This window comes from Phaeobacter sp. JH20_37 (assembly GCF_048056015.1).
Lineage (GTDB): Bacteria > Pseudomonadota > Alphaproteobacteria > Rhodobacterales > Rhodobacteraceae > Phaeobacter > Phaeobacter bryozoorum.
The window spans coordinates 235,840-259,828 of record NZ_JAYMWW010000014.1; the positions used below are offsets into that span (position 1 = coordinate 235,840).

Here is a 23,989-nt window from a genome sequence, read left to right on the forward strand (position 1 = left end):
GGGTTACTCCAAACGATCCGAGCGGATCGCGTATTCTGTGACAGTGAAGCCGAAAGGGTTCTGCCAGACATCATCGATCGACCGGCTGTTCTCGGGCCGAAACTCAAACATCAGGGTTGCAGTAAAGAGACCGTTTTGACTGCCGCGCGGCGAGTTCAAGCGCTTGCGCAGACGTACCTGGGCACGATTGGCGCTGATATGGGTGATCGACAGAACCTCGACATCAAGGCGGGCATCTGTGCCGTAGCTGTCCGGCGGATAGGCTTCGTGGCCGCTGGTCCAAAGCGCGCGCAGCCCTGCAGCGGCCGCACCATCCGACTGGTCCAGGACCCGCCGCACACGCACGTCATTGTCGAGCTGATTGTACGTCTCTCGTTCAATGACATAGCGGTAGACCTGTGCCTCGATGATAGCGGGGCGTTCCGTGAGTGAGACCGCTTCAACCATGGCATTGGGGAGGGCCATGCCGGTTTCGCTATCAAAGGGCACGATCATTGGCGGCGGGTCCACGTCGAACAGGGCAACAAGGGCAGCGGCGAGGCAACCTGCCATGCCAAACGCCATGCCTGTCAGCCCCAGTTTCTGCCACATGAGCTCGCGTCGTCGTGCGCCGTAGACGAGCTCTTCTTCGATGATTTCTGCCTTGCTGCTCATGGGATCAGTCCGCGCGCAGGTCTGGCAGGGTGAAGTCCATGTAGCGGCGCTCTTCGGCCAGCGTGGCGGCATCGACCACGCCAGATTGGCCCGCGCCGACGGTTTGAATGGCTTCGAGCTCCCACATGCGCGTCATGGCAATGGCCAGTTCGGCTGTGACGCGGGTGTTGTGGTCGACCGCTTCCTTGAGAGTTTCCATGTCGGGGATCAGCGAGACCAGTTGCTCGACGCGTTCCAGGGATTGCGCGGCTTCTTCGTAGCTGTTCTCGGCCGCCGCTGACATCACGGCCCCGGTGCCCGCCTGGCTGGCAATGCGCTCAGACCCCGGATTGCCGCTGCTGGCCATGTCTGAGAGCGTTTCTTGGTCAAAACCTGCGTCCTCCAAGGCTTGCGTCATGCGGCCTTCCATCTGAGGGGCCGCGTTGCCGATCAACCCGCTGAAGTCGCCGCTCTGGATTTGCCGGATGGTGCCAAGAAGATCGCCGAACTCCTGATCGAGAAGCCCGTCGAGATCACCGCCCATGGCCATCTCAATGATGTCCGTCGCTCCGGTCAGGGCGGCGTAAGTTTCATTGAGCGTGTCCAGTTGCTGCTGCACCAGGTCGAGCTGTTCGAGAAGCGTGTCGAGCTGGTCGGTCTGGATCCCGAAATCTTCAAGCATCTGCTGCAGCTGACGAATTTCCTGCGCGATGTTGCGGGTGTCGATCGTCGGCACGCCTTGGGCAGATACGGGCGACGCAACCAGTAAAGCGCAGGTGGCAACGGAAGAGAAAAAGCGGATCATCGGAGAGCCTCCAGATCAAAGTGCATGAAGTCTTGTTCGCGCGCTTGCGAGGCCGCCATGGCCAGCTCTGCGGCGCTGAGCGGGCGGGTATGAGCGGCCTTGAGGCGCGTGCGGATGGCGATCAAGCGGGCGAGTTCCGCCCGCGCATAGGTGTTGAGCGACATGGCCGCGTGAATGTCATCTGTCTCGCCAATGCGGGTGATGATGTCCTGCACGCGCAGAGCTGCCGCGCGCACCGAGACCATGGAATAATCGCCATAGATCCCTGCACCGAAGGAGGTGAGGCTCATGGTCGAGTTAGCAAGCAGAACCGGATCAATGGTGCCAAGCGCATCGACGCCGCCGACACGGGCGAGGTAGAGATTGTAGCGCTCGGGGATGACCTGAACGTAGTGCTGGGTCTCAGCAAAGGGCGGCACGCCGCCGTAGCGCTGCACATTGCCGGGACCGGCATTGTAGGCCGCCAGACCGTGAATGATGTTGCCATCAAACATGGCCAGCATCTGCGCCAGATAGCGCGCGCCGCCAGTGACCTGGATGTAGGGGTTTTCATAGTAGGCCGGGTAAATCCCGAGATCCTGCGCCGTGCCGGGCATGATCTGGGTCAGGCCGAACGCGCCGACAGGAGAACGCGCGCCGATGGTGAAGCGGCTTTCTTGCCAGATCAGCGCCTGCAACAGACAGCGCCACTGCTTGGGCGATAGACCCGCTGCGCGCACGCCAGACATGTTGTGCGTTTCTTGGGCGGCGCGAATGATCAGCTCTTCGATCGATCCCGAGGCATCGCCGAACATCTGTGCCGCACCAGGGTTTGGGTCAACCGGACCGTAAAGCGTGTCTGCGGCGCTTTCAGGTGATGAACCAGCTTCCAAGCTCGCGACAAGTGCGCCGGAATTTCCGCTGGCAAGCGTCGCGGCATCGAGGATGTCTTCTAGCGCTTGGAGTTGTTCTTGTTCGAGCTCTTCAAGCTCGTCTTCTTTGGTCAACCGATCTCGCTGCAGCGCCAGATCTTGTTCGCCATGCTGCAACACGCGCTCGCGCTGCAAGAACATGCCCGCATCAAAGGTCGGCACGCCTTGGGCATAGGCCATTGGCGCAGCGAAACAGACCAAGCCCGCAAAGATATGCAGGCGGTGCTTACTCACCGAGACCACCAATCGGCCCGAGCAGCTCGAAATTGCAGTTGCTGCGGCTGACCTCGGCAAAGGAGTTGAAGCATTCCGCTTCCGACGGCCGGTATTCTGCGCAGGCTGTCAGGGTCAAAAGGGTGAGGGTCAGTATGCAAAGTCTACGCATCAATCTGTCTCCAAAAATCGGGGTTCTGGCGATAATCAGCGCCCACCAGTGCTTCGCCTTTCTCCATGCCGCCAAGGATCGTGAGGTAGGGGCCAAGGGCGCTTAAATCAGCGTCGATCACCACCGAACCTTGATCATCGCGCACCAACGCCAGACGGGAGTTGCTGCCTGTGCCGAGCAAAACGCTCAGCTCTTTTTCAGTGAGGCCCAGCATGGTGTAGTCGCTGGCCGAAGCGCGGATGTTGGGAAGCAGGAGCTGCGTAGGAACGGCCTCGACAATCGTCTTGCCGGTGCGGGTTTTCTCAAGCTGGCTTGCGTATTGGGTCATCATCACGACGACCGCGTTCTGTTTGCGCGCCGTGACCAGCCAGTTGCTCAGCCTGTCGGCAAAATAAGGGTTGTCGAGCGCTTTCCAGGCCTCATCGATAATGATCAAAGTGGGCTTACGGTCCTCGATCACGCGTTCCACCCGCCGAAACAGATAGGACAGGACCGCCATGCGTTCCTTCTCGCTTTCGCTGTCGAGAATGCCGGTAAGGTCGAACCCCACGACATCACCGTCGAGCGAGAAGGTATCCTCAGCGCTTTGACCGAAGATCCAGCCATATCGGCCGTCTGCGGTCCATTCCTGGATTCGCTCGAACAGATCCCCTTCATCAGCCCCGGCCACAAAGAGCGAGGCCAGATCCTGCCAGTTACGAAGGGCGGCATCGCTGGCTCCGGCATTCTGGCGCACCACTTCCTGAATGCGGTTGATCTGGACCGGGATCAGGGGCTTGTCGATGCGATGCAGCAGCGTGGCCAACCAATCAGAAAGCCAGGCTTGCCCGCGCCCGTCGATTTCTGTGTGCAACGGGTTGAGACCAGTGGCTTCACCTGCCTTGATGGCGCTGTAACGCCCGCCATTGGCGCGCACCGCCATTTCCATGCCCGCGCGATAATCGAAGACAAAGACGCGCGCGTCGCAGCGACGGGCTTGGGTCATGAGGAAGGCCGACAAAACTGACTTGCCTGAGCCAGGACGACCGAGGATCAAGGTATGCCCACCGGTCGGTTCTTTGTCCGGCTGACCTGTCTCATGATAGTTGAACAGGAAGCCTGAGCGTTCAGGCGTCGGGAACAGTGTAATCGGTTTGCCCCAAGGCACTCTTTCGCCGAGCTTGCCCAGTTGACCGCGATGCAGCGCTGCGAGATCGGCAAAATTCGTGTTGGTGATGGCGGCCTTGCGGCTGCGCATCTGTCCATTGCCCGGATGCTGCGCAAAATAATGGGTTCGCGCCGCAAAGCTCTCGTTTACCAGATTAACACCTTCACTGGCCGCGATGTTGCGCACCTCGGCAGCGATTGCATCCAGCTTTTCCCCGGTCTCGGCGAAAACCGTGACCGTCATGTGATGATCGCCGAAGCTGAGGCGTTTGGATTCCAGATCGTCCAGCGCGTCGACCAGTTCTTCAGCAAGGGAAATCGCGCCGTCATCGCTGGCCTTCATCAGACGCTGTTGGCGTTTGATCCGGCTGGCCATGATGTTGCTGTTGATCGGCGTGAAGGAATGCGTGACCACCATGTCGACAGGAAGGTTCAGCTCATCGAACATGGTGCAGTTGGTTTTGGCCGGGTAGGTCTTGATCGCAAAGCTCGTACCAAACCGCTTGCCCGCCGTCCCATCGTCGAGCAAAAAGCCTCGCCCCTGAAACGTGACGCGGCTGTTTGCCACATCCTCGGCAATGACGCCAAAGCGGGATTTTGCGAAGAGCGGTCTTTCCTGTCCGATATTGAGCGCCCCGAGGAACCCGAACAGTTCGCCGCTCTCAGCCTCGAGCAGGCGCGGGTTAATCTCTGCAAAAGACGAGAGCAGAAACCCAACTACTTCCTCAAGCTTGCGCAACTGCTTGGCCGATTGTTCCTTCATCTGTGCGATTGAGTCTGAACGTTTCAGGCGCAGCCGCGCGCCGAGGGGCGGTCGCTTCAGTACCGTGAGCGTGAGAGTCTTGTCCCGCAGGCCTGCCCGCGCCATTGCCATTTGCCAACGGCTGTCCAGGGCTTGGGCAAACCCCTCTTTGGGCACTGGTGGCAAGGCAGTCTCAATCGCTTTTGAAACCTTGTGGACGTAAAAACTGTACTCTGGCCCAATCTGCGCAATGATCGCCGCAAAGAGCGCGCGGATCTTCTCCAGATGCGCGTCATCGCTGGTCATACTGTTGACGCCATCGAGGCGGATGCACTGGAACAGTGCGTTGCCGCGCGTGCGGATCGTCACGTCATTCACGAGGCTGACATAGGGCAGCATGCTGGCCATCGGCCGCTCTTTGCGCGCCCAGTCTGGCAGCGTTGCAAGATCATCCGAGGGGTCATGGAGCATAGCTGTCCCCCGAATGGATCTTGCGGTTCGGGGTGGGCGGCGTTTCCTGCAGGGCGGTGACCATCACTTCAAGAAAGGCCGGATCCCAATCTGCGGCTTTCCACAGCGCAGGATAGGCCAGAGCGGCAATGATGATCACCGGCCAGCTCTGGACCCACAGAAACAGCAGCACAAACCCGAATAGCCAGACCATGGCATACATGATCGGCAAACCGATGAGCTTTGGCGGCCGGATCAGGCCGAGGAAGAGGCGGGTTTGCGTTGCCATGTCGGATTTACGCGCCCCAGATCGCGGTCACGATGGTCGGTGCGGCTGCGATGCCTGCAATGGCAACCAGCACCCAAAGGGCTTGGCGGAAATCCAGAATGCCAAAGAGCCAGGAGAGGAACACGCCGATCAAGGCCAAGGTGCCGATGACTATGCCCAGGGGGCCGGTGATCGTGTCGACGATGCCCTGCAAAAGGTTCTGCACCGGCGAGAGGTCGATGCTCTGCGCAAAGGCCGGGTTGGCAATCATCAAACTGGCCAGAGCCAGCGACAGGATCGTGCGGAATTGTATGTGCATCAGGAGGCTCCAGTCAGTCGGTCACGCACGGCCATGACGCGGTGCACGTGATTTTGGGTTTCTTGGTAGGGAGGAATGCCGCCGTAGCGCGCGACCGCGTCAGGCCCTGCGTTGTAGGCAGCGAGCGCGAGTTCGGGCGAGCCGAACTGCGCCAGCATCATCAAAAGGTAGCGGGCAGAACCATCGAGGTTGGCCTGCCAGTCATGCGGATCTACGCCGAGTTCTGCGGCCGTCGCTGGCATCAACTGTCCGAGGCCAATCGCACCTGCAGAACTGCGTGCATTTGGGCGATAGGCGCTTTCGATTTCGATATTGGCTTGGAAGAGCGCCTGCCATTCCGTCACCGACAGACCTGCGCCGCGCAGAGCAGGGTGCCCGCCATAGCGATGCGCGGTGCTTTCAATGGCTGCGAGGATTTCGGGACGGGGAACTGCGCGGGTGGGTGCTGGGGGCGGTGCTTCAGGCGCACGGGCCGCAAACACAATCAGCTCTGGTGGGTTTGCACCAATCCCGTCGACATAGCTCTGTGCAAATCCGGATTGGGGGGATTTGGTTTCCAGCTGGCCATCGGCCCGCATGGAAAGCACGAAGCCTTCAGAATAGGCGGGGGCAGCAATAAATGCTGCGAGGACGGCGAGTAGCTTAGCCCGCGTCGTCCAACTTGTGTGTGGCAACTTTGCCTTCGAGCATGGGGATCGAGACGATCGAAACTCCAAGTCCTGCAAGGAAGCTGGATAAGCCGTTGATTGTCTTGAATTCCCGAGCGGCCATGTTGTTGCGCGCAGTGACGAGCAGGCGACGCACCTCACCGTCGGACGAGACGCAATGCACGGTCCAAACTCCGGACCACTGAGCACCTGTACGTTTGGGCGTAACCCGGCACACAACATCCGCCGAATGACCCTCGGCAAGCAGCGTGCGCAGCCCATCTTCACTGACAACATTGGGGGCGTCTTGCATCAAATTCATAGGATCGAGCCTTGCAGAATTGTGCATTGGCTCGGCAGTCCCTCATGGACTCCCCAACCGATACAGTATTATAATTTTGCAATCAATGGGTGCAATTTGCGTTATTGCGCCTTTCATGCGTTGAAACGAATTTACTGCAACGGAGTGGCTGAGCCAAGATAATATGGCGCTTTTGAAACAAACATGGGTGGTTATGGTCGTTCTGAGCTGGGGTTCTGCCGCGATTGCGGGCACTTGCCTGCCGCCTGCGCCGCCTTGGATGCCGACCAATGCCGACCACGTGCGGGCATATGCTGACCTGTTGAGGCGCGATGCGGAGACGTATTTTACCGATGTCGAGCGGTACTTCCGATGCCTGGATCAGCAGAGGCGAGAGGTCTTCGAGCAAGCGCGCGAGGTCAGTGGAGACTATGCGCGCGTTCTGGAGTTCCTGGACGACATGAGGAAATGATACCCGTCCTCACGTAGAGAAAGCTGCCTTTCAGTAAAGCTGCCGCGAAGGTCGCCAACGCGGACTTTCCCGACATTGATGCTTGGGCATGTTGCTGACGCAGCATCGCTTCGCGGGTGCGGTACGCACGTCGCTGCGTTGCAGCCAAAGTCGCAAAATCGGTCATTTAAAGCCCCGCCGAGCCACAAATTTCAAACCGTGCTTTCGCCGCAGACGGTTCCAACGCTTCAGTCGCGGGATGAGGCAGTCTCTGAGTCTGTCTACCTTTCGGATCACGCATCACCCCCTCGCTTCAGCCCGCGCAAGTGGACCCGGCTCTTCGCGAATGGGGAGGTGGATCAAAGCGGCCAACAGGCCCAGCACCACCGCAGCCCACCACATCAGCGTGTAGTCTTGTGCCACGTCATAGATGCGACCACCAAGCCAAGCACCGATGAAACTGCCAGTTTGGTGACTGAAGAAAACAATACCCGCCAAGGTTGAGAAGAACTTCAATCCTTGGGTCTGCGCCACCAGTCCCATCGTCAACGGCACGGTTGAAAGCCAAAGCAGGCCCATTACGGCCGAGAACACCAGAACACTGACCTCTGTGACCGGCACAAGAACAAACAGCGAGATCACCACGGCGCGCGCAAAGTAGATGCCGCTAAGAACGGCTTTCTTTGACAAATGCTGGCCCGACCATCCCGCGAAGAACGACCCGGCGATGTTAAACAGGCCGATCAATGCCAGCGACCAGGCCCCAATAGATGCGGCAAGGCCAAGATCCATGACATAGGCGGGCAAATGGGTTTGGATGAACGCCACGTGAAACCCGCAAACGAAAAAGCCGAAGAACAGGCAAAGATAACTCCGGTCGGTGAAGGCAACCGACAAGGCGTGGCCGAAATCGCTCGCGCTTGACCCAGATGCGGTTGGCTTTGCCACGCGCGCGATGAAGATCAGGAAAGGCAGGATGAGTGCAAAACTGCATCCGATCACGATCAGAGCGGTTTGCCATCCGATTGTGCCAATCATCGTTGTTGCCGTGGGTGCCGCGACAAACATCCCAAGCGAGGCCGCTGCGGTCCCCAGACCCAAGATGAAACTTCTACGTTCCGCACTGACAATCTTGCCCAGGGCGCCGATCACGATCGGAAACGAGGCCGCCCCGGTGCCTGCCCCAACGAAAATGCCGGTCAGGACAAATGCCGTCGGATCGGTCGTCATCCCACGCAGGGCAAAACCGATACCTGCGCATATTGCGCCAAAGGCGAGAACCCGCGCCGTTCCAAACCTGTCTGCAACCGCCCCGGCAATGGGTTGGGCAAATCCCCAAGTGAGAAGTTGGACAGCGACGGAAAGAGAGAATACCTCTCGACCCCAGCCAAGGTCCTGAGACATGGGGGTCAGAAAAACGCCAAAGGTGGCGGCAAATCCAAATCCCAGAAAGGCCACCATACACCCAGCCAAAATGGCCGCCCGAAGGCCTGGTGTCTTTTCTTCATCCGTCTTCATTACTGCCCCCTATCGATGTTTGAAACGTTGCCCGATACGCTGTCGCTCAAGACCGGATCACTCCCCCTCGAACCGGGGCGTTTCCTTGGCCAGAAAAGCCGCGATCCCGGCAGGACCATCCGTTGTGCGCATCATGTCGGCGATAGAGCGCGTCTCGCGATCCAGCTGGGTTTCCAAGCCATCTGAAAATGCCGTGTCCAGAAGTCTTTTCACACCGCCAAAAGCCTTGGTCGGCCCGCTGGCGATGCATTGCGCCATTGCTCGGGCTTCGTCTATCACGGTCTCTGTCGGGACCACCTTGTTGACCAGGCCCCAGGCCTGAGCCTCGTCAGCTGTCAGGACGCGATTTGTCAGCATCAGCTCTTTTGCTCGCAGCAACCCGACGTGTTTCGCAAGGTAGTAGGTCGACGATCCGTCCGGTGTCAGACCCGAGGACGTATAGGCGGAGACAAACTTAGCCTTGTCCGACGCGATGACAAAATCGCCAGATAGGACGACAGAGAATCCACCGCCGCCCGCAGTGCCGTTCACCGCCATGATGACCGGCGCATCGATCCGGGCAAGCCGGATCAGACCTGCATGCAGCATCGTTGCCATTCGGGTCAGATGCGCGTGTTTGTCGGGTGCGGCATCCATTTCAGCTAGATCACCGCCGCCGCAGAACATCTTGCCCGTGGCGGTAACGATCACGGCGCGCACGTCGGGCGCACCGCAACGTACACCGACATCAAACAGCTCTTCGGCCATCCGCGCGTTCAGTGCGTTGGCCGGGTTGTCCTTACGGTCCAAAGTGATTGTCGCAATGCCGTCGGCAATCTCGAAGCGAAGTGTTTCATAATCCATATGTTTGACCTTTGGCAGATTTTACGGCGCACGCCTTGCGGCCTGTCGTTCCAATTCAAAACTGTGCGAAAGCTGGGCTTCGGCGTCGTGGGCCTCTATGCGCTCGCCGCAATCTGGGCAGGTCATATGGGGCCTGACAACCTTGCCGCAAGCCTTGTGCATGATCTGCACAGGGGTGTCATCCGTGCCCAACCAGCCATCGCCCCATTGCTTTAACGCGATGATCACCGCCCACAGGTCGCGCCCCTTTTCCGTCAGGCGGTATTCGTGCCGTGGCGGGCGTTCTGAATAAGGATCGCGCCGGATTACACCTTCCGCTTCCAGCTTTTTTAGGCGCTGCGCAAGAAGGTGGGACGACATGCCGGTGAGGCGCAGGAAGTCGTCAAAGCGTCGGGTCCCTAGGAACATTTCCCGCACGATCAAAAGCGTCCATTCATCGCCGACTTGCGCAACGGCGCGCGCGATGGTGCAGGTGTGCGACGGAAGGTCAGAGCGGCTCATGAACAGTCACTTCATTTTTTGAATTGACTAACTTCTAAAGTTGAAGTCTCCTGCTTGTCAACAAATCCCAGAGGACAGCCGGGCCGGTCTTGTGCCGAACGCTTCGCAAAGTCCTAACGTGTTTCCGAGAGGTTCGTCATGAAAGTCTATTTTGCGCCCCAGTCGCGTGCGGTACGCACGGTTTGGCTGCTCGAAGAAATAGGTCAGCCCTATGAGTTGGTGAAATTTACGTTGGGCCAGAAGGAAATGCGCGCACCGGATTACACGGCTATCAATCCCAATGGCCGCGTGCCCACACTGATCGACGGGGATGTTACGATCAGCGAGAGCACCGCCATTGCGCAGTATCTGGCGGCCAAATATGCGCCCGACTTGGCCCCTGGCCCCGAAGCCGCGAACTTTGCCGAATACCTGCAATGGCTGCATTATGCCGAAGGCATGATTATGCCACCAATCAACAACTATGTGGTCGAAACCATCCTGTTGCCGCCCGAAAGACGCAATGATGAGATCGCCGCGCGCGCGCTGAAGCTTCTGAACCGCACACTCGCGGCGGTCGAGCTGCATATGGAGGGGCAAGACTTTCTGGCCGGGGATTTCACCATTGCAGACACGATAACTGGGCATGCCGTTGTTATGTCGCGCCGCCTTGGGGCGGCGTTCGAAAACCTGCCGAACCTGTCGGCCTATGCTGATCGGTTAGAGGCCAGACCGGCTTTCCAGACAGCCGAAGCAGCATAGAGTAACGATATGACCGCAAAGCCCATTTGTCTGATCATCGGTGCCGGAGACTACATTGGTGCAGCTATTGCCAGGCGATTTGCCAGAGGCGGATTTCATGTTGTGATGGGTCGCCGTCGGGGGGAAAAGTTTGCCCCCCTGATCGCTGAAATCGAAACAGCGGGCGGCAGTGCCCAAGGGTTCACATGGGACGCCCGAAAGGAAGAGACCGCGATCGAGATGTTCGCAATGGTCGAGGCCGAGATCGGACCGATAGAGATCTGCATCTTCAATGTCGGCGGCAATGTGCGGTTCCCCATTCTGGACACAACCGAGCGCGTCTTTCGCAAGGTGTGGGAAATGTGCGCCTATGCTGCGTTTCTTTCGGGGCGTGAAGCGGCGAAATATATGGTGGAGCGACAGAAAGGCTCGATCTTTTTCACCGGGGCAACGGCCTCAGTCCGTGGCAGTGCGGGATATGCTGCCTTTGCTTCTGGCAAATTTGCGCTGCGCGGGCTGGCGCAGTCCATGGCGCGCGAGTTGGGCCCCGAAAACATCCATGTCGCGCACTTGGTCATTGATGCAGGCGTCGACACCGCCTTTGTCCGCGACCGGGTCCGACAAGCGGGCAATGATCCCGATACCCTGCCCCCGGATACGCTGATGAACCCAGACAGCATTGCCGAAGCCTATTGGACCCTGCACCACCAGACGCGCGACGGCTGGACCCACGAACTGGATATCCGCCCCTTCGCCGAAACATGGTGACAGCCGACAGCCTGTGCGGTTCCAGACAGGCCGGTCTTCCACCAGACAAGCAGAAAGAGACGCCATGCTCGACCAATTGCTGAACGGCGTGCTGCCGGTGTTTGGGATTGGCGCGCTTGGCTACGTGTTTGGCCTGCGCGGCACTTTCGATTTCAACATGGCCATGGCCCTGAACAAATTTGTGATGTTTGTCGCCATGCCCGCCCTGGGGTTTCAATTGCTGGCCAATGCCCCGCTGGCAGAGTTCAACTTTGCCATGCTGGGTGGGTATTTCGTCACCGAAGTGGTGATGTATGCGGTCGGATTTCTGATCGCGCGGCGGGTCTTCAAAACCGATGTTATGGAGGCCGCCCTTCTGGGCCTGGCCATCGCCCTGACCAACCATATCCTCTTCGTTCTGCCGATTGCGGTCACCCTGTTCGGAGAGACCGCCGCGATGCCGATTGTCGCGATCATTTCCATGGACGGAATCCTGATTTTCAGCGGTTCTTTGATCCTGATGGACGTCCTGTCCACCAAAGGTGCCTCTCTTGGGCACACGCTGGGAAAGATCACGCGAAATCCGCCGCTGGTTGCCATGGTGCTTGGCTTGGTGATCGGACTGTTGGGCGTCTCGGTACCCACAGGCTTTGATGTCTTCGCGGACTTCTTGGGCGCGACAGCCTCGCCTGTGCTGTTGTTCGCGCTTGGCGTTATTCTGAGCCAGAAGGCCAGCGGCGCCCGCCCCATGTTGCCGGTGGCCATAACCGGTGTGAAGCTGGTCGTTCACCCATTGCTGGCCTGGGCCATCTTTGCCGGGGTGCTGCAACTGACGCCCGAGGTGCGCAACCCCGCCATGATGGTGGCCGCGGCACCCTGCGGGGCAATGTGTTTCATGCTGGCGCTGAACTATGGCGTGCGGGTTGACGCCATCGCGCGCGCAATTCTCTATTCGTCGATAGGGTCATTGGTCACAATCACGGTGGCTGCGTCGCTCTGATGCGAAAAACAATGGCCAGTGCAGCAAGGAGGAATGATGACAGATAGCTTTACAGGCGGCTGTGCCTGCGGTGCAATCCGCTACCGCTCTACGGGCCCCGCGCGATACATGGGCAACTGCCATTGCCGCCATTGCCAGCAAGCAACCGGCGGTGCCTACTTCCCGGCGGTGCTGGTCAAAAAAACCGACTTCACGATGGAAAAAGGTGAGCCAAGTTGGTTCGAACGCCCGGCTGATCGTGGGCATGCCATGCGCCGGGGCTTCTGTGTGACATGCGGGTCGCCTTTGTTCCTGATCAATGGCGGTGGCGAGGGCGCGATCGTGATTTATGCAGGAAGTCTGGACGACCCGAGTTGGTATACCCCCAGTCGTGACATCTTTGTAAATAGCGCACAGCCTTGGGACGTTATGGATCCGGCCCTGCCCAAGTCCGATGTGATGCCAGGATAAGAACCTATGCCGCAAAGGCTTTCTGAAGCAGATAGCTCCGAACAAGCCCCGGGAGCATTCGGATTTCCTTGTTGCGGACCCGCGCCATTTGCGAGTTGCGCATTTGATATCATTGATATTGGGTCGCAGGTTGAGAGCAGACAACCGTTTCAGAGTCCCGAAGTTGGACTGACCCAAAGCATAATGGCTGGACATGTCCGGAACGGGCTCTTTTGACACCTTCGCTGCGCAGATCGCCAAAGGCTGGTTCAGGATGGACCGACCTTCGCTGTGCCGTGCATGAACTTGCATAGTGCGGGACGAAGTACCAATTCGCGGCGTTGGCAGAAGGTGCTGGTCAGAGGCCATTCCTTGGCGTCTATGTACCACGAACAGTTTCAGTGTCGCAAAAGGAAGGCTAATGCGACAGCCGCATCGCTAGCAATGAGACAGAAATGTCCCAAGGAGACCAAATGACTGCCATGAGCCAACCGTCACAAGGCACGGACGGGCACCGGTTTGGTGTCCTGTTTGTCTTTGCTGCTGGTGTGCTTTGGTCGACCGTCGGGCTTGGAATACGGCTGATCGAAGACGCGGTTGTGTGGCAGATATTACTTTACCGATCGGCCAGCCTGTCACTTCTGCTTTATGTGTTCATTCGTATGCGCTCTGGTGAAAGCCCTTTTGCCCAGATCCGTCGCACCGGGTTCCCAGCAGTGATCGCAGGGCTGTCACTGGTGGCCGCCTATTCCGGAGGGATATATGCAATCCAGGCGACATCTGTGGCAAACGCCATGCTTCTGTTTGCAACAGCACCCTTTATGGCGGCGGTCTTGGGGTGGGTTGTTCTGCGTGAACCTGTACGCGCTGCCACCTGGGTGGCGATCACCGTCGCCATTGCCGGTATCGCGATCATGGTCGCAGATAAATCCGGAGGCGTTGCCCTGAGGGGTAGCCTTGCGGCGTTGGGGTCCGCCTTTGGATTTGCGGTCTTCACTGTGGCGCTGCGGTGGGGGAAATCGGTTGAAATGCTGCCGTCGGTGTTTCTGTCCGGAGTGTTCGGCATCATCGTGACGTCCGGCATATGCCTGATTTTGGAATTGTCCCTGGTGCTGTCGGTCCGGGATGGCGGCATTGCCATGGGCATGGGGGTGTTTCAGGTCGGCGCAGGGTTGATCCTGTATACACTGGGGTCTCGCAGTCTTCCTGCTGCGGAACTTGCGCTGTTGTCACTGGCCGAAGTGCTCCTTGGGCCGTTATGGGTCTGGTTGTTCATCGGTGAAACCGCCACGCTCAACACATTGACTGGCGGCGCGGTGTTGCTTGCGGCGATTGCCGGAAACGCTCTGTCAGGCAAGCGACGTAGGCCGCCGCCGATCACGTCACCTTAGGGGATTGGGAACAACCTATTCCAGATGGGGTCGCCGTGAGTGGGTGCGTTGCATGTGTGATCAGATCCACTTGCGCATGATGATTGTTGCTTTTGGGGTTCCGCTGTATGTGTTGCTATTGCGCGATATTAGCCAAAGGGACGTCTAGCTACCCTTCGCGTTCCAGTTTTTTTCGCGCAAGTTTTCGGGCGCGGCGGATTGCTTCGCCTTTTTCCCGCAGCCTTTTCTCGGAAGGTTTTTCGAAGTGTTCCTTCAGCTTCATTTCGCGGAATACACCTTCGCGTTGTAGTTTTTTCTTCAACACCCGAAGAGCTTGATCAACATTGTTGTCGCGAACACTTACTTGCATGTGGTTTTCAAACCTTTCCAGAAACAACTTATTGAGATTTGCACGAGCCCGTCAGTTGTCAAAGTAATTTTTGTGTATGCAACTGCATGTCGGGAAAACGGTGTTCTTCCTAGTTCTGGTTTTCGACCGTTGAGCCGCGTTTTCAGCAGTATCTTCGCTCACCCAGTATCAGCCGAGGCTGATGGCAGATTAAGGTAACTTCTTGTCAAACTCATCCAGTTCCATGGCGTCAGCATCCAACGCGTCCGCCAATACCATAGAAGGCGCGCCTGGGGTAAAAACCGTCTGAGCCGTGGGCGGGTTGTCGTCTGCGGAGCGATTGACCCGAAGCTCACGATAGGCTGTGTACATGCCGCTCACTATGATCAGTACCATGCCAATGAAGGTCGTATGGGGTGGGATTTCCCCCCACAGCAGGTATGCGAGGATGGCTGCCAAAGGCAGGTAACTATAGTCGAATGGTGCGATCACACTCGCGCTGGCGATCTGATATGCACGCGAGACCAGTGTATAGGCCACCGTTCCGATTGCCCCCAGTAAAGCCAGCATGGCGATGCCCTCGACCTTTGGCAGGGGCCAACTCATGCGCAAATGGTTTAGTTCTGGCGAGACCACAATCATTTGCGTAACCACAAATCCCATCGGAACGATTACAAAACCCGAGAACGAGATCGTGTATAGGCCGATGACGAGCGATGTGTCCTGCTCTCCGATCCTTCGCACAATGATTTGGCTGATCGCATAGGTAAGTGCGCAAAAAAGCGGAAGAACCGAAATCCAGCCAAAATTTCCGCCTGTGGGGTTCATCGCGATGACAACGCCCGCAAACCCTACCAGCAGCGCGGCAATGCGGTGTATTCCAACCTTCTCCTGCAGAAACAGCGCAGCCAAAGTCGCAGTCATCAAGGGTGCGGCGAAGAACAGTGTCGTGACCTCGGCAAGGCCCATAAAAGGGAAGGCGGTATAGAACATCGCGAAGCCTGAAGCAAAGAGCATGGCACGTGCTAGATACCAAGGCCAAAGAGGGGTAAAAATACGATGCGGCGCACCTAGCCACAGGACGAGCGGCAGCAAGGTCATCAAAGCGACGATGGAGCGGCTGAAGATCAGCATCCACACCGGGTAATGTGTCAACATACCCTTCATTAGAACGTCCTGCCCGACAAACAGCACCATGCCCGCAAGCACACAGGTGATCCCTTGGAGAGTGCGGGACAGCGACGGTGCGTGTGTATATGTTGAGGCGGTCATGACAGTAGACTGCTTATTCCAGGATGAGCATCCCGCCACGCAGCGACCGGAATGTCGGTTTCAATCAATAATCCAGATCAAAGGTCAGTTTGTCCCACAACTCGGTCGTAGCCCATCGTGATTTCGCTGCACCTACAACGAATGGCTGCTTTTCTCTCTGCGGCGCAGCTAACAATTTTGGCGTCCGAATTGCTGCACTTGCGAGCGTTTGCGCAGGAGCACTTCCGGTATGGGCTCTTTCCGGCCGTTAGCTGCGTTTTGCACCAAGGTCCGGTTCAGCGGGATGATCTGAGCAGTGTGGTGTTTTAGGATGGCCGCCATCGTATAGCGAGGCCTGCGTCTCGCCGTTATCCCACTGATACAGCAGACCGATTTCTTCGCCTGTCTTGATACACGTAATGCGGCCGATGGCTTCGGCCGTTGAGCGAACACTTTCATGTTCGGGCATAACTAGCCCCTCTCGTTAAGCAATTCCTTGGGAGCAACATCAAGGGCAAGCGCAATCTGCTCCAGAATATCGATTGATACTGAATTCTTGGCGAGTTCGATCTCGCTGATGTAGCTGCGGTCCACGTCCGCAGCCAAAGCTAGTTGTTCTTGGCTCATACCTTTGGAATTTCTTAGATTCCGGATATTTAACCCTACTTCTTCCCTCAATCTCATGGCCTGTATTCGGCCAGATCGCTGAGATTGCTCTACGGAATATATTCCACAAAACGCGCGCGAGCCTCGCAAAATGGATACTCGCATATGGTGTAAAGGTGGAGTGTAACCGTAAGCTATCAATAATGTAGTAATGAGATCAAAAGGCACATATTGACATGCGGCGCAGACTTATCAGAAATTGGACTGCCGGAACGGTTTTGGCTTTGCTTTCAACCGTGGCTCCACAAGCGGCGAAAGCCTATCAGGTCGATTGTGCCATTCTGCTTTGCCTGGCCGGTGGGTGGCCCGCGTCAGCAGAATGTGCCCATGCCCGCGCCGTGTTTATCCGCCGGATCACGCCCTGGCCGATTGAGCCGCCATTGCAAATCTGGCGTTGTCCTATGGGTATTGCGGAGCGCGCGCCTATGCAAAGCACGGCCCCGAAAATCTGGGAGGCCAGCAACCAAACAGGTCAGACGCTCGGCCAAGTCATTCTGACACAGGTGGTTGAAGGCGGTGCCGATATCGACATCAGTGGTCTGGAATTCGATTTCGTGCGCTCAATCCGCGTCTGGGATGTGCGGTACTATAGTCATCGCGAACGTGGTCGCGACGATGATTGTTCCGAGAGCTACAACATGCGCCTCGGGACCTACGGCACGCAGGGCGAATTCGGCTGGCAACGCACGACACCAGCCGCCGCCCCACAATGGGTTCTGCCGTCACGGCGCTGTTCTTCGTCAAGCTGGCGTCGCGGGGTCGGTGTCGAATGGGAAGATCACGAGGGCACCCACGGATATGAGTGGGTGGCCTATTAGGGCTATTCGCCGATGTCCTTCATACGTTCTGCGATATCGCCCGCAATGCGTTCATACAGGGCGGCTTGTTTGTCCCGAGGTGTCCCAGCCTTTGGGTTTCTTCGACGGATGCGTTTGGCAAGCCAGAAGAGCAGCCGGGCCGCTGGGTCGGACGTCGCATCCGGTTCTGCAGCTGGGTACTTCTCCTCTAGTGCGACGACGATTTCCTGCGACAGGCTGCGCCGGTTCAGGGTGGCATGTGTTTCCAGACGCTTCTTCAGCGCGGCAGGAAGCAAGAGTTTGAATTGGAGCAAAGCTTCATCTTTCATGATTCCATGATGGACAATATTTGTCCTCAATGATATGGACATTTAATGTCCTTTTGTTGAGGTGTAAATATGAAGACAACCCAATTCAAACTGAACCTACCAGCGGACGTGAAAGCTTGGCTCGAAGAGGAGGCTGTGCGGAACTTGCGCTCACAGGGCGCGCAGGTGGTGTCTTGTTTGCGGGCAGCCATGTCGCGGCAGGAAGCCGTGGGTGAGAGGGCTGAGAAATGAGCCCTAGCCATATTCAGTTGATTCCAACCCCAGAGCTCGCGCTTCTCTTCGGTTACAATGAACCGAGCGCGTCGTTTTACGACTTTTGCCGCAGGACTGGCATCGCTCCGGTGCCCGGGCGGCGCGGGTGGTATGATCCGAAACTCATTCGGGCGCGACTGGATGCTGTTCAAGGCATCAGCGCAGCAGAACGCGAAGCCACTTCGCAATCGAGCCTCGTTGCACAGCGGAGAGCGCGCCGTGCCCAGAAGTAACCTCCCTAAAGGCGTCCATCGTGTCCGGCGAAAGGTTGTGTCTGGTGTTCGCTACCATTTCTATGCCTGGCGGGGTGGCCCCAAATTTTGGGAAGGGACGGACCCAAGCCCCAAAGACCCCGATTTCTTCCATGCGTTTTCACAGTGCGGTACGCCTGTAAGCCCCGCCGAATATCTGACGACTCAGTTGGTCGACGATTTCCTGTCCAGCGCGTCACTGCCCAAGGCTGAGCGCTCTAAGGTCGATATCCGCAAATGGTTGGAGCTGTTTCGCGAAGAATTCGGTGCAGATCCTGTCGCGATGTTCGAAGAGCGCGCCTCGCGGGGCGAGGTCAATAATTGGCGCAAGAAATGGCTCCATTCGCCCAAGCAGCACGACATGGCGGGCACCCATGCGACACGCGTTCTGAATTGGGCGGTAGAAGAGGGCAAACTGAAAGAGCATCACTGTCACAAGCTTAAGAAGCTCTACCAATCGAACCGCACAGAAATCATCTGGACGAGTGGCGACATCGCCCAGTTCAACAAATTTGCGCCTAGGTGGGTGCAGAGGATCCTGACCGCCGGATGCGAAACCGGTTTGCGAGCGGCCGATCTGGTTCAGGTCAAGATGGACCAATTCGAAGACACGCCGCACGGAAAGCGCCTTCGTTTCAGGACCAGTAAGCGTGGTCAGATCGCATATATCCCTGCCACATCAGCCCTTGAGAAACTGATCGCAGAGACGCCTGAAGGCCAAGAGGTGCTGCTGGTATCAGAGCTTGGCAGGCCTTTGACGGCCCGTTGGGCATCAAACCAGATTACCAAGTGGCGTCGCGAAGCTCAGATCCCGCCGTGGATCGACGGCAGGGAGAAGACTCTGTCTGACACGCGCGGGACGGCGGCGACAAGATTGCTGAATGCCGATCTGTCTTTGCGCCAGATCGCGGTGCTCATGGGGTGGTCGGTTCGCTACGCAGCGCAGGTTATCGAGCATTATGCGCAGGTTAGCCCGGACGAAAGCGATGCGGTTCTGCGCAAGCTCAATCGAGCAAAATCACTGTCTCAAGACGCAAAAATGTAAACGCCCCTGTAAACGCGGGGCCTCAAACACGGCAAGGAGTGATGTAAGTGATTGTTTTTAAATGGAGGCGAGTACCGGAATCGAACCGGTGTACACGGATTTGCAATCCGCTGCGTCACCACTCCGCCAACTCGCCTTACCGGTGGTGTGAGGCGTGATTAATCACATGCCGGGGGGCGGTGCAAGGGGGCGTGCGCAGAACCGGCGGGAAATTTTGAAAAATTCTGCGGCCGCAATGGGCTGGAGTGCCGCTTTGAGTGTCGATCTGCCGGGGGCGCCAGCGGGGCAGGCTGCCTTGGTGGCTGTCCGTAGCCCTGCCGGGTGTCGCAACGGGGGGACGGTTACGCCGGGCTGCGGGCGGGTTTGGTCAGATCCCACCGGCTTTGTCTCCTGCCGGGTTTGGCCCGAGGAGAGCCTGCCTTAGGGCGTCGGCGATCAGCTGGGGGACGCCGGGCAGCGCCCCGAGCACGGGCAATATGTCGCCGGGATAACTGGCATCGGCCAGCGCCTCGGGGATATCGTCGCGGACGTGTTCGCCGGATTGTGCAAAGAACGGCAGGCAGAGGGTCAGGTGTTCAGGTTTGGCCGCCGCAAGATCGCGGGCGGCGTCCGCGATACGCGGATCTTCCTCGACATAGCCTGTGAGCAGATCCGTGCCCGGCAGGTGGTGGCGCATCGCGGCTGCAAAGGCCTCGGCGGCTTCGGCGGCCTTGGGGCCCCGGGCCGACCCATGAGCGGCCAGAAGGATGCGGGTCCGGGGCAGCGACCATCCGCGTGCCTCGCAGGCCGTGGCCAGCGCCTTGCAGGCCAGTTCCGGCAGGGCCGGGTCCAGACCGAAGGGGGGTAACAGGTGAACATCATGCCCCTGGAGCCGCTTGGGCAGCACCGAGCCGGTGAACCAGCCGTTGGCCATGAAGAACGGATAGATCAGCGCGCCCTTTGGTGTCACCTGTTCCAGTCGATCAGCTGTGGACAACGTGGCCGAGCGGATATCCCAGTCGGGCAACAGCGCAGCGACGGCATCGGCCAGATTGGCCAGCGCGCGTTCCTGGGGCGCCGGATCGGAGGGCTGGCCATGCGCGGTAATCACGGCGGTCAGGCGATGTGGGGGCAGGGGGGCGGGATCGGTCATCTGGAGGAGCCTTTCGGCTGTAGGAGGGGGCTGGCAGGGCATCGACCTTGCGGGTCGCCTGCGGGTGTTTCGATGGCATTACGGCAGGGCGGGGGCGCTGGATCAATCTTCTGCGGGCCGCCATGGCCTCGCCACCGCTGGGGCTGGGGGCAAGCCATGGGCGTCATTGAGGCGGCTGTCGCAGATCGTCGAGGAAACTGCGCAGCTGCTCCGGTTGAATGGGTTTTGTGAACAGTCTGGCACCTGTGTTTTGGGCAAGCCGGGCGACCTGCGGGCGGCGGTCGGCGGAGATCAGGCAGGCGGGCAGCGCGCCAAGGTCGCGGTTGAGGCGGGCGATCACCTCGGCGCCGTTCTGGTCCGCCCCCAGTTGCAGGTCAATCACCAGAACATCCGGTGTGACGTCGATTTCCGTCAGCAAGGCGCGGGCATCCTCTTCACTGGCACAGGGCAAGACATCGATCCCCCATTGCTCCATCGTCAGGGTCAATGCGTGGCGCAGATCGGGATCGGTGACGATCAGCAGCGCGATCAGCTGCCCCAAGGGCACAGCTGCCGGATCCGGGGAGGCTGTCCCGGAAGGGGCGACCTCGGCCATGCGAGCGCCGGACAGCTCCGACTGATGTGACTGGTGCAGCCGTGCGGTGTCACGGGGCAGATCAACGGCAAAGACCGTTCCGCGCCCCACATGGGATCTGAGCGTCAGGGGATGGCCCAGCAACCCGCAGGCGCGTTCCACAATCGCAAGGCCAAGGCCCATGCCGTCAGCGGCGCTCACCGTGGCGTTCAGCCGCTGGAATTCTGCAAAGATCAGCGTGCGATCCTCGTCGGGAATGCCGGTCCCGGTGTCCCAGATCTCAACCCGGACCGAGTCCCGGCGGGGGCGGATGCCGACAAGCACACCCCCCCGGCTGGTATAGCGAAGCGCATTTGATATCAGGTTCTGCAGGATGCGCCGCAGGTAGGTCACATCGCTCAGCACCCGCGTCTGGCTGAGCCTGAGGCGGAACGAGAGGCCCTTGGCATCTGCCATCGGGCGCAATTCGTCATGCAGTTGCAGCAGCAGGTCGTCGAGATCGACGGACGTCACATGCCGTGTGGCGCGGCCGGAATCCAGTCGCGAAATATCAAGGAGCGCTGAGACCAGTGTCTCTACACTGTCCAGCGCATTTGCCGCCTTGTTCAGGGTTTCGCGGGGACCGCCTGTCGGCAATTCGCTCTGCAGCGCTGCGACAAAGAGCTTTGCCGCCGAGAGCGGTTGCAGCAGGTCATGGGAGGCGGCGGCCACAAAGCGCGACTTTGAGGCATTGGCGCGTTCGGCGGCCTGAAGCGCGTCTTCCAACTCCAGAGTTCGGTCAAGCACACGCTGTTCAAGCGTGTCACGGGCCTCGCTCATCGCGCGCGCGGCGGTCCGTTCGGCGGTGACATCGGTGAAGCTGATCACGAAACCGCCGTCGGGCATTTCCTGCATAAAAACCGTCAGGACCCGCGTCATGCCCTGCTGCACGTCGAAGGAAAGCGGCGCCCGTATCGCTGGGCCGGATCGCATCCGTTCAGAAGGGATATCCGGTGCAGGATCTGCTTTTGGCCGGGTCCAGAGGGTGACCTGATCGGCCATATCGGCCTGTTCAAATGTGAACTCCGCCCGCAGATGTTCGAAGATCCGCTCGAAGCGGCTGCCGATGCGAAACCGGCTGATCGGAATGGACAGCAGCTCTCCCATGAGCCGGTTCCAGCCAACCAGACGCGCCTGCTGATCGAAGATGCAGACCCCCTGGTTCAGGTGTTCCAAAGTGGCGCGGATGAGCCGGGCCTGATCGTCGAGGATGCGTTCACGTTCCTGGTGCTGAAGGCGCATGATGTCGGTGACATCGGTTTGCAGGATGACGGTGCCACTGTCGGAGGTGCGGTGTTCGCTGACCTGAAGCCAGCGGTTCCCGGTCATGCGAACGTTGAACATGACGCTGCGGTCCTGATGCCGGGCCAGCCTGCGCGCGGCCCATTCGGCGGCTGTGGTCCCGGCGGGCAGCGACAGGGCCGAGCTGCCGCTGACCAGATTGACATAGGCCTCAAACGCCAGCCCCGGCCGCAGCCGCGCGTGGATGTCGGGCATGTGCATCCCAAATCGGCTGTTGCACATCACCAGTACATCCTGCGGATTAAAGAGGGCAAACCCCTCCTGCACGGTTTCGATGGCATCGGCGAGATTGGCGCGCGCCGCCTCGGTCTCGCGGTTGGCCTCGGCAAGTTTGGCATTGGACAGGTTCAGAAGGTCCAGCGTTCGCTCCAGATCGCGGGTGCGGCTGCGGATTTCCTCTTCCAGCAAAACGGCGCGTTCGAACTGCGCATAGGCGAGACCGGAGGCATCGGTGTTCTGTTCCACCCGGCGCATCAGCGTTGCGGTGATTTTCAGCAGTTTTTCGTTCTGCCGCTCCAGCGAGTCGCGCGGATCAATCAGGCCTTGCGTCATGATCGTGCCGGTGGGTCGCAGGCCAGGGGCGGATAGATGGCAACCCCTGTCAGCGTCTGGTTCACATGGATGGAATTCACCTGTTCACCATAGGTGCAGAAGCCGACAGCGCGATGTTTGGCAAGAAGCGATGAGATCTGCGGCGTGAGCTGTTTTTGCTGGGCTTCCATCCGTCGCAGGAGGCAATCGCAGGCAAGGATCACATCCGGGGTCTGTGTCTCGCCAAGAGCGGTCAGGGCGCGGTCGAGGTGATCGACCATGTCCAGGGGTTCGGCCAGGGTCAGCACGACGCCTTCGTCGATGGCGGAAAAGAACACCAGATCGCCCGTCTCAGCGACCTGCTGAATCGCGCGGACATGGTGCTGGCCACCCAGGCGCACGACGACGGGATGGGCCGCAAAGGTGAAAGTGGTCAGCTGTTCAGGATCCTTGCCCAGGAGCCGTGCATATTCTCGCGCGGCCGGCTCGGCGTTGATTTCATAGACCAGCCGACGGGCGGGATCGGCACCGGTGACCACCATGCGCTGGGCCGTGGGCACCAGATGGTCGGTGTTGAAGACCTTGACCGGGCAATTGCTGCGGATCTGTAGCAACACCGCCGCATTCTGGCGCGCGATGCCGTCACAGAGCACATAGGTCGCGCCAAAATCGGTACCATCGCCTGCGGAGCCGCCAAACAGCGGCACGGGGCCCAGACCGGGTGCGAGATCGGCGGTCAGCGCGTCCTCCTTGATCGACAGCCCGTCGATCAGCAGAAAGGCGAATTCGGAGGTCCATTGCGGCGTCTCTCGCGCCATGTCGTTGCGGTTGCGGATGATCTGGTCGATCTGGCACTGGGCATCATATGTGTTCAGATCTTCGATGCTCAGCACACGTGCGCAGAAATGGCTGCGCGGCAGGCCGATTGCGATGATCTCCCCGTCGGTATAGCCCGCTTCGCCGATCTCGCCTGCGGTGGTGCATCCAACAACAGTGGCCGGTGCGAGCTGCCGCGCCGCAGCCGCGCTGAGCGCATGGATATCGGCCCGCGGCGAGACAAAGAGGATGACCAGCTCCAGCTCGTCCAGCGGCGCCAGCGTTCCGGCCAATGTCGCCAGCGCATCAGGGGCGTCTGCCGCTGCCCGTCCCGTGCGGGTGATGCGATCCGCATTGTGCAGCGCCCCCGCCATGGCGGGCAGAGAGACCCGGTCTGAAGCCTGCGCCGTTGCGCGGGGATCAGCCGTGTCAGGGAAGGGGGCGGGGCGCGTCATGTCGGATGGTAGGC

28 protein-coding genes and 1 tRNA gene are annotated in these 23,989 nt (G+C 59.1%); 8 read left to right on the forward strand and 21 right to left on the reverse strand.

The genetic code is table 11. The features are described from left to right. Positions 1-3: 3 nt before the first annotated feature. The 9 genes from VWZ87_RS12430 to VWZ87_RS12470 form a co-directional block, all read right to left on the reverse strand. Complete coding sequence (locus VWZ87_RS12430; protein WP_416601134.1) at positions 4-654, reverse strand: virB8 family protein; 651 nt, start codon at positions 652-654, stop codon at positions 4-6. 4 nt (positions 655-658) lie between these two features. After that, positions 659-1,438: a type IV secretion system protein gene (locus VWZ87_RS12435; protein WP_416601136.1), complete on the reverse strand. Its 780-nt coding sequence runs from the start codon at positions 1,436-1,438 to the stop codon at positions 659-661. Further along, entirely contained in the window at positions 1,435-2,529 is a 1,095-nt protein-coding gene (locus tag VWZ87_RS12440; RefSeq protein WP_416601192.1) for a lytic transglycosylase domain-containing protein, read from the reverse strand. The genes VWZ87_RS12435 and VWZ87_RS12440 overlap by 4 nt, the downstream gene beginning before the upstream one ends. Positions 2,530-2,575: 46 nt before the next feature. Then, on the reverse strand, positions 2,576-2,734 hold the full coding sequence (locus VWZ87_RS12445; protein WP_416601139.1) for a hypothetical protein: 159 nt from the start codon (positions 2,732-2,734) through the stop codon (positions 2,576-2,578). Beyond that, the gene (locus tag VWZ87_RS12450) at positions 2,727-5,093 is read right to left on the reverse strand and encodes a type IV secretion system protein B4 (RefSeq protein WP_416601142.1); all 2,367 of its coding nucleotides are present in this window, start codon (positions 5,091-5,093) and stop codon (positions 2,727-2,729) included. The genes VWZ87_RS12445 and VWZ87_RS12450 overlap by 8 nt, the downstream gene beginning before the upstream one ends. Further along, positions 5,083-5,361 (reverse strand): type IV secretion system protein VirB3, encoded by a 279-nt coding sequence (locus VWZ87_RS12455; RefSeq protein WP_024096577.1) that lies wholly within the window; start codon positions 5,359-5,361, stop codon positions 5,083-5,085. The genes VWZ87_RS12450 and VWZ87_RS12455 overlap by 11 nt, the downstream gene beginning before the upstream one ends. Positions 5,362-5,368: 7 nt before the next feature. After that, positions 5,369-5,659: a TrbC/VirB2 family protein gene (locus VWZ87_RS12460; RefSeq protein ID WP_025060020.1), complete on the reverse strand. Its 291-nt coding sequence runs from the start codon at positions 5,657-5,659 to the stop codon at positions 5,369-5,371. Continuing rightward, positions 5,659-6,237 carry a lytic transglycosylase domain-containing protein gene (locus tag VWZ87_RS12465; RefSeq protein ID WP_416601145.1) on the reverse strand — a complete coding sequence of 193 codons (579 nt, stop codon included), beginning with the start codon at positions 6,235-6,237 and terminating at the stop codon, positions 5,659-5,661. Before VWZ87_RS12465 ends, VWZ87_RS12460 begins: the two co-directional genes overlap by 1 nt. 64 nt (positions 6,238-6,301) lie before the next feature. After that, the gene (locus VWZ87_RS12470; RefSeq protein WP_416601148.1) at positions 6,302-6,628 is read right to left on the reverse strand and encodes a hypothetical protein; all 327 of its coding nucleotides are present in this window, start codon (positions 6,626-6,628) and stop codon (positions 6,302-6,304) included. 163 nt (positions 6,629-6,791) lie between these two features. On the opposite strand from VWZ87_RS12470, the gene VWZ87_RS12475 reads away from it, so the two are divergent. Then, positions 6,792-7,079, forward strand: coding sequence for a hypothetical protein (locus VWZ87_RS12475; RefSeq protein ID WP_416601151.1), 288 nt, complete (start codon positions 6,792-6,794; stop codon positions 7,077-7,079). 279 nt (positions 7,080-7,358) lie between these two features. Here VWZ87_RS12475 and VWZ87_RS12480 read toward each other — a convergent pair whose 3' ends face one another. The 3 genes from VWZ87_RS12480 to VWZ87_RS12490 are packed head-to-tail and all read right to left on the reverse strand — an operon-like array spanning position 7,359 to position 9,920. Further along, positions 7,359-8,576: an MFS transporter gene (locus VWZ87_RS12480; protein WP_416601153.1), complete on the reverse strand. Its 1,218-nt coding sequence runs from the start codon at positions 8,574-8,576 to the stop codon at positions 7,359-7,361. Positions 8,577-8,633: 57 nt separating this feature from the next. After that, on the reverse strand, positions 8,634-9,419 hold the full coding sequence (locus tag VWZ87_RS12485; RefSeq protein WP_416601156.1) for an enoyl-CoA hydratase/isomerase family protein: 786 nt from the start codon (positions 9,417-9,419) through the stop codon (positions 8,634-8,636). Positions 9,420-9,440: 21 nt separating this feature from the next. After that, a complete protein-coding gene (locus VWZ87_RS12490; RefSeq protein ID WP_416601159.1) occupies positions 9,441-9,920 on the reverse strand; it encodes a winged helix-turn-helix transcriptional regulator in 480 nt (159 codons plus the stop codon). A gap of 138 nt (positions 9,921-10,058) precedes the next feature. On the opposite strand from VWZ87_RS12490, the gene VWZ87_RS12495 reads away from it, so the two are divergent. The 5 genes from VWZ87_RS12495 to VWZ87_RS12515 all read left to right on the forward strand — a co-directional run bounded on the left by VWZ87_RS12495 (position 10,059) and on the right by VWZ87_RS12515 (position 14,207). After that, on the forward strand, positions 10,059-10,661 hold the full coding sequence (locus VWZ87_RS12495) for a glutathione S-transferase family protein (protein WP_416601162.1): 603 nt from the start codon (positions 10,059-10,061) through the stop codon (positions 10,659-10,661). A 9-nt stretch (positions 10,662-10,670) separates the two neighbouring features. Continuing rightward, entirely contained in the window at positions 10,671-11,408 is a 738-nt protein-coding gene (locus VWZ87_RS12500) for an SDR family oxidoreductase (protein WP_416601165.1), read from the forward strand. Between the two features lie 64 nt (positions 11,409-11,472). Further along, entirely contained in the window at positions 11,473-12,387 is a 915-nt protein-coding gene (locus tag VWZ87_RS12505; RefSeq protein WP_416601168.1) for an AEC family transporter, read from the forward strand. 33 nt (positions 12,388-12,420) lie between these two features. Continuing rightward, positions 12,421-12,837, forward strand: a complete 417-nt coding sequence (locus VWZ87_RS12510) for a GFA family protein (RefSeq protein ID WP_416601171.1) — start codon at positions 12,421-12,423, stop codon at positions 12,835-12,837. A 452-nt stretch (positions 12,838-13,289) separates the two neighbouring features. Further along, on the forward strand, positions 13,290-14,207 hold the full coding sequence (locus tag VWZ87_RS12515) for a DMT family transporter (RefSeq protein ID WP_416601174.1): 918 nt from the start codon (positions 13,290-13,292) through the stop codon (positions 14,205-14,207). A gap of 148 nt (positions 14,208-14,355) precedes the next feature. Here the strand turns inward: VWZ87_RS12515 and rpsU are convergent, their stop codons facing one another. From rpsU to VWZ87_RS12535, 4 genes are all read right to left on the reverse strand, one after another. Then, positions 14,356-14,556 carry a 30S ribosomal protein S21 gene (gene rpsU / locus VWZ87_RS12520; RefSeq protein ID WP_114872101.1) on the reverse strand — a complete coding sequence of 67 codons (201 nt, stop codon included), beginning with the start codon at positions 14,554-14,556 and terminating at the stop codon, positions 14,356-14,358. 189 nt (positions 14,557-14,745) lie between these two features. Continuing rightward, positions 14,746-15,807: a DMT family transporter gene (locus VWZ87_RS12525; protein WP_416601177.1), complete on the reverse strand. Its 1,062-nt coding sequence runs from the start codon at positions 15,805-15,807 to the stop codon at positions 14,746-14,748. A gap of 247 nt (positions 15,808-16,054) precedes the next feature. Further along, positions 16,055-16,255: a hypothetical protein gene (locus VWZ87_RS12530; RefSeq protein WP_303704609.1), complete on the reverse strand. Its 201-nt coding sequence runs from the start codon at positions 16,253-16,255 to the stop codon at positions 16,055-16,057. 2 nt (positions 16,256-16,257) lie between these two features. Beyond that, the gene (locus VWZ87_RS12535; RefSeq protein WP_366140679.1) at positions 16,258-16,557 is read right to left on the reverse strand and encodes a helix-turn-helix domain-containing protein; all 300 of its coding nucleotides are present in this window, start codon (positions 16,555-16,557) and stop codon (positions 16,258-16,260) included. Positions 16,558-16,628: 71 nt separating this feature from the next. On the opposite strand from VWZ87_RS12535, the gene VWZ87_RS12540 reads away from it, so the two are divergent. Beyond that, positions 16,629-17,270 carry a hypothetical protein gene (locus VWZ87_RS12540; RefSeq protein WP_416601181.1) on the forward strand — a complete coding sequence of 214 codons (642 nt, stop codon included), beginning with the start codon at positions 16,629-16,631 and terminating at the stop codon, positions 17,268-17,270. A gap of 2 nt (positions 17,271-17,272) precedes the next feature. Here the strand turns inward: VWZ87_RS12540 and VWZ87_RS12545 are convergent, their stop codons facing one another. Next, positions 17,273-17,620, reverse strand: a complete 348-nt coding sequence (locus VWZ87_RS12545; RefSeq protein ID WP_416601184.1) for a hypothetical protein — start codon at positions 17,618-17,620, stop codon at positions 17,273-17,275. A 321-nt stretch (positions 17,621-17,941) separates the two neighbouring features. Between VWZ87_RS12545 and VWZ87_RS12550 the strand changes: the two genes are divergently transcribed. After that, on the forward strand, positions 17,942-19,126 hold the full coding sequence (locus tag VWZ87_RS12550; RefSeq protein WP_416601187.1) for a tyrosine-type recombinase/integrase: 1,185 nt from the start codon (positions 17,942-17,944) through the stop codon (positions 19,124-19,126). A 62-nt stretch (positions 19,127-19,188) separates the two neighbouring features. Here the strand turns inward: VWZ87_RS12550 and VWZ87_RS12555 are convergent. From VWZ87_RS12555 to VWZ87_RS12570, 4 genes are all read right to left on the reverse strand, one after another. After that, positions 19,189-19,262, reverse strand: a tRNA-Cys gene (locus tag VWZ87_RS12555). Positions 19,263-19,493: 231 nt separating this feature from the next. Continuing rightward, positions 19,494-20,258, reverse strand: a complete 765-nt coding sequence (locus VWZ87_RS12560; protein ID WP_416535075.1) for a sirohydrochlorin chelatase — start codon at positions 20,256-20,258, stop codon at positions 19,494-19,496. Positions 20,259-20,421: 163 nt separating this feature from the next. Continuing rightward, entirely contained in the window at positions 20,422-22,725 is a 2,304-nt protein-coding gene (locus VWZ87_RS12565) for a PAS-domain containing protein (RefSeq protein ID WP_416535076.1), read from the reverse strand. Then, the gene (locus VWZ87_RS12570; protein WP_416535077.1) at positions 22,722-23,975 is read right to left on the reverse strand and encodes an FIST N-terminal domain-containing protein; all 1,254 of its coding nucleotides are present in this window, start codon (positions 23,973-23,975) and stop codon (positions 22,722-22,724) included. The genes VWZ87_RS12565 and VWZ87_RS12570 overlap by 4 nt, the downstream gene beginning before the upstream one ends. Positions 23,976-23,989 lie beyond the last annotated feature (14 nt).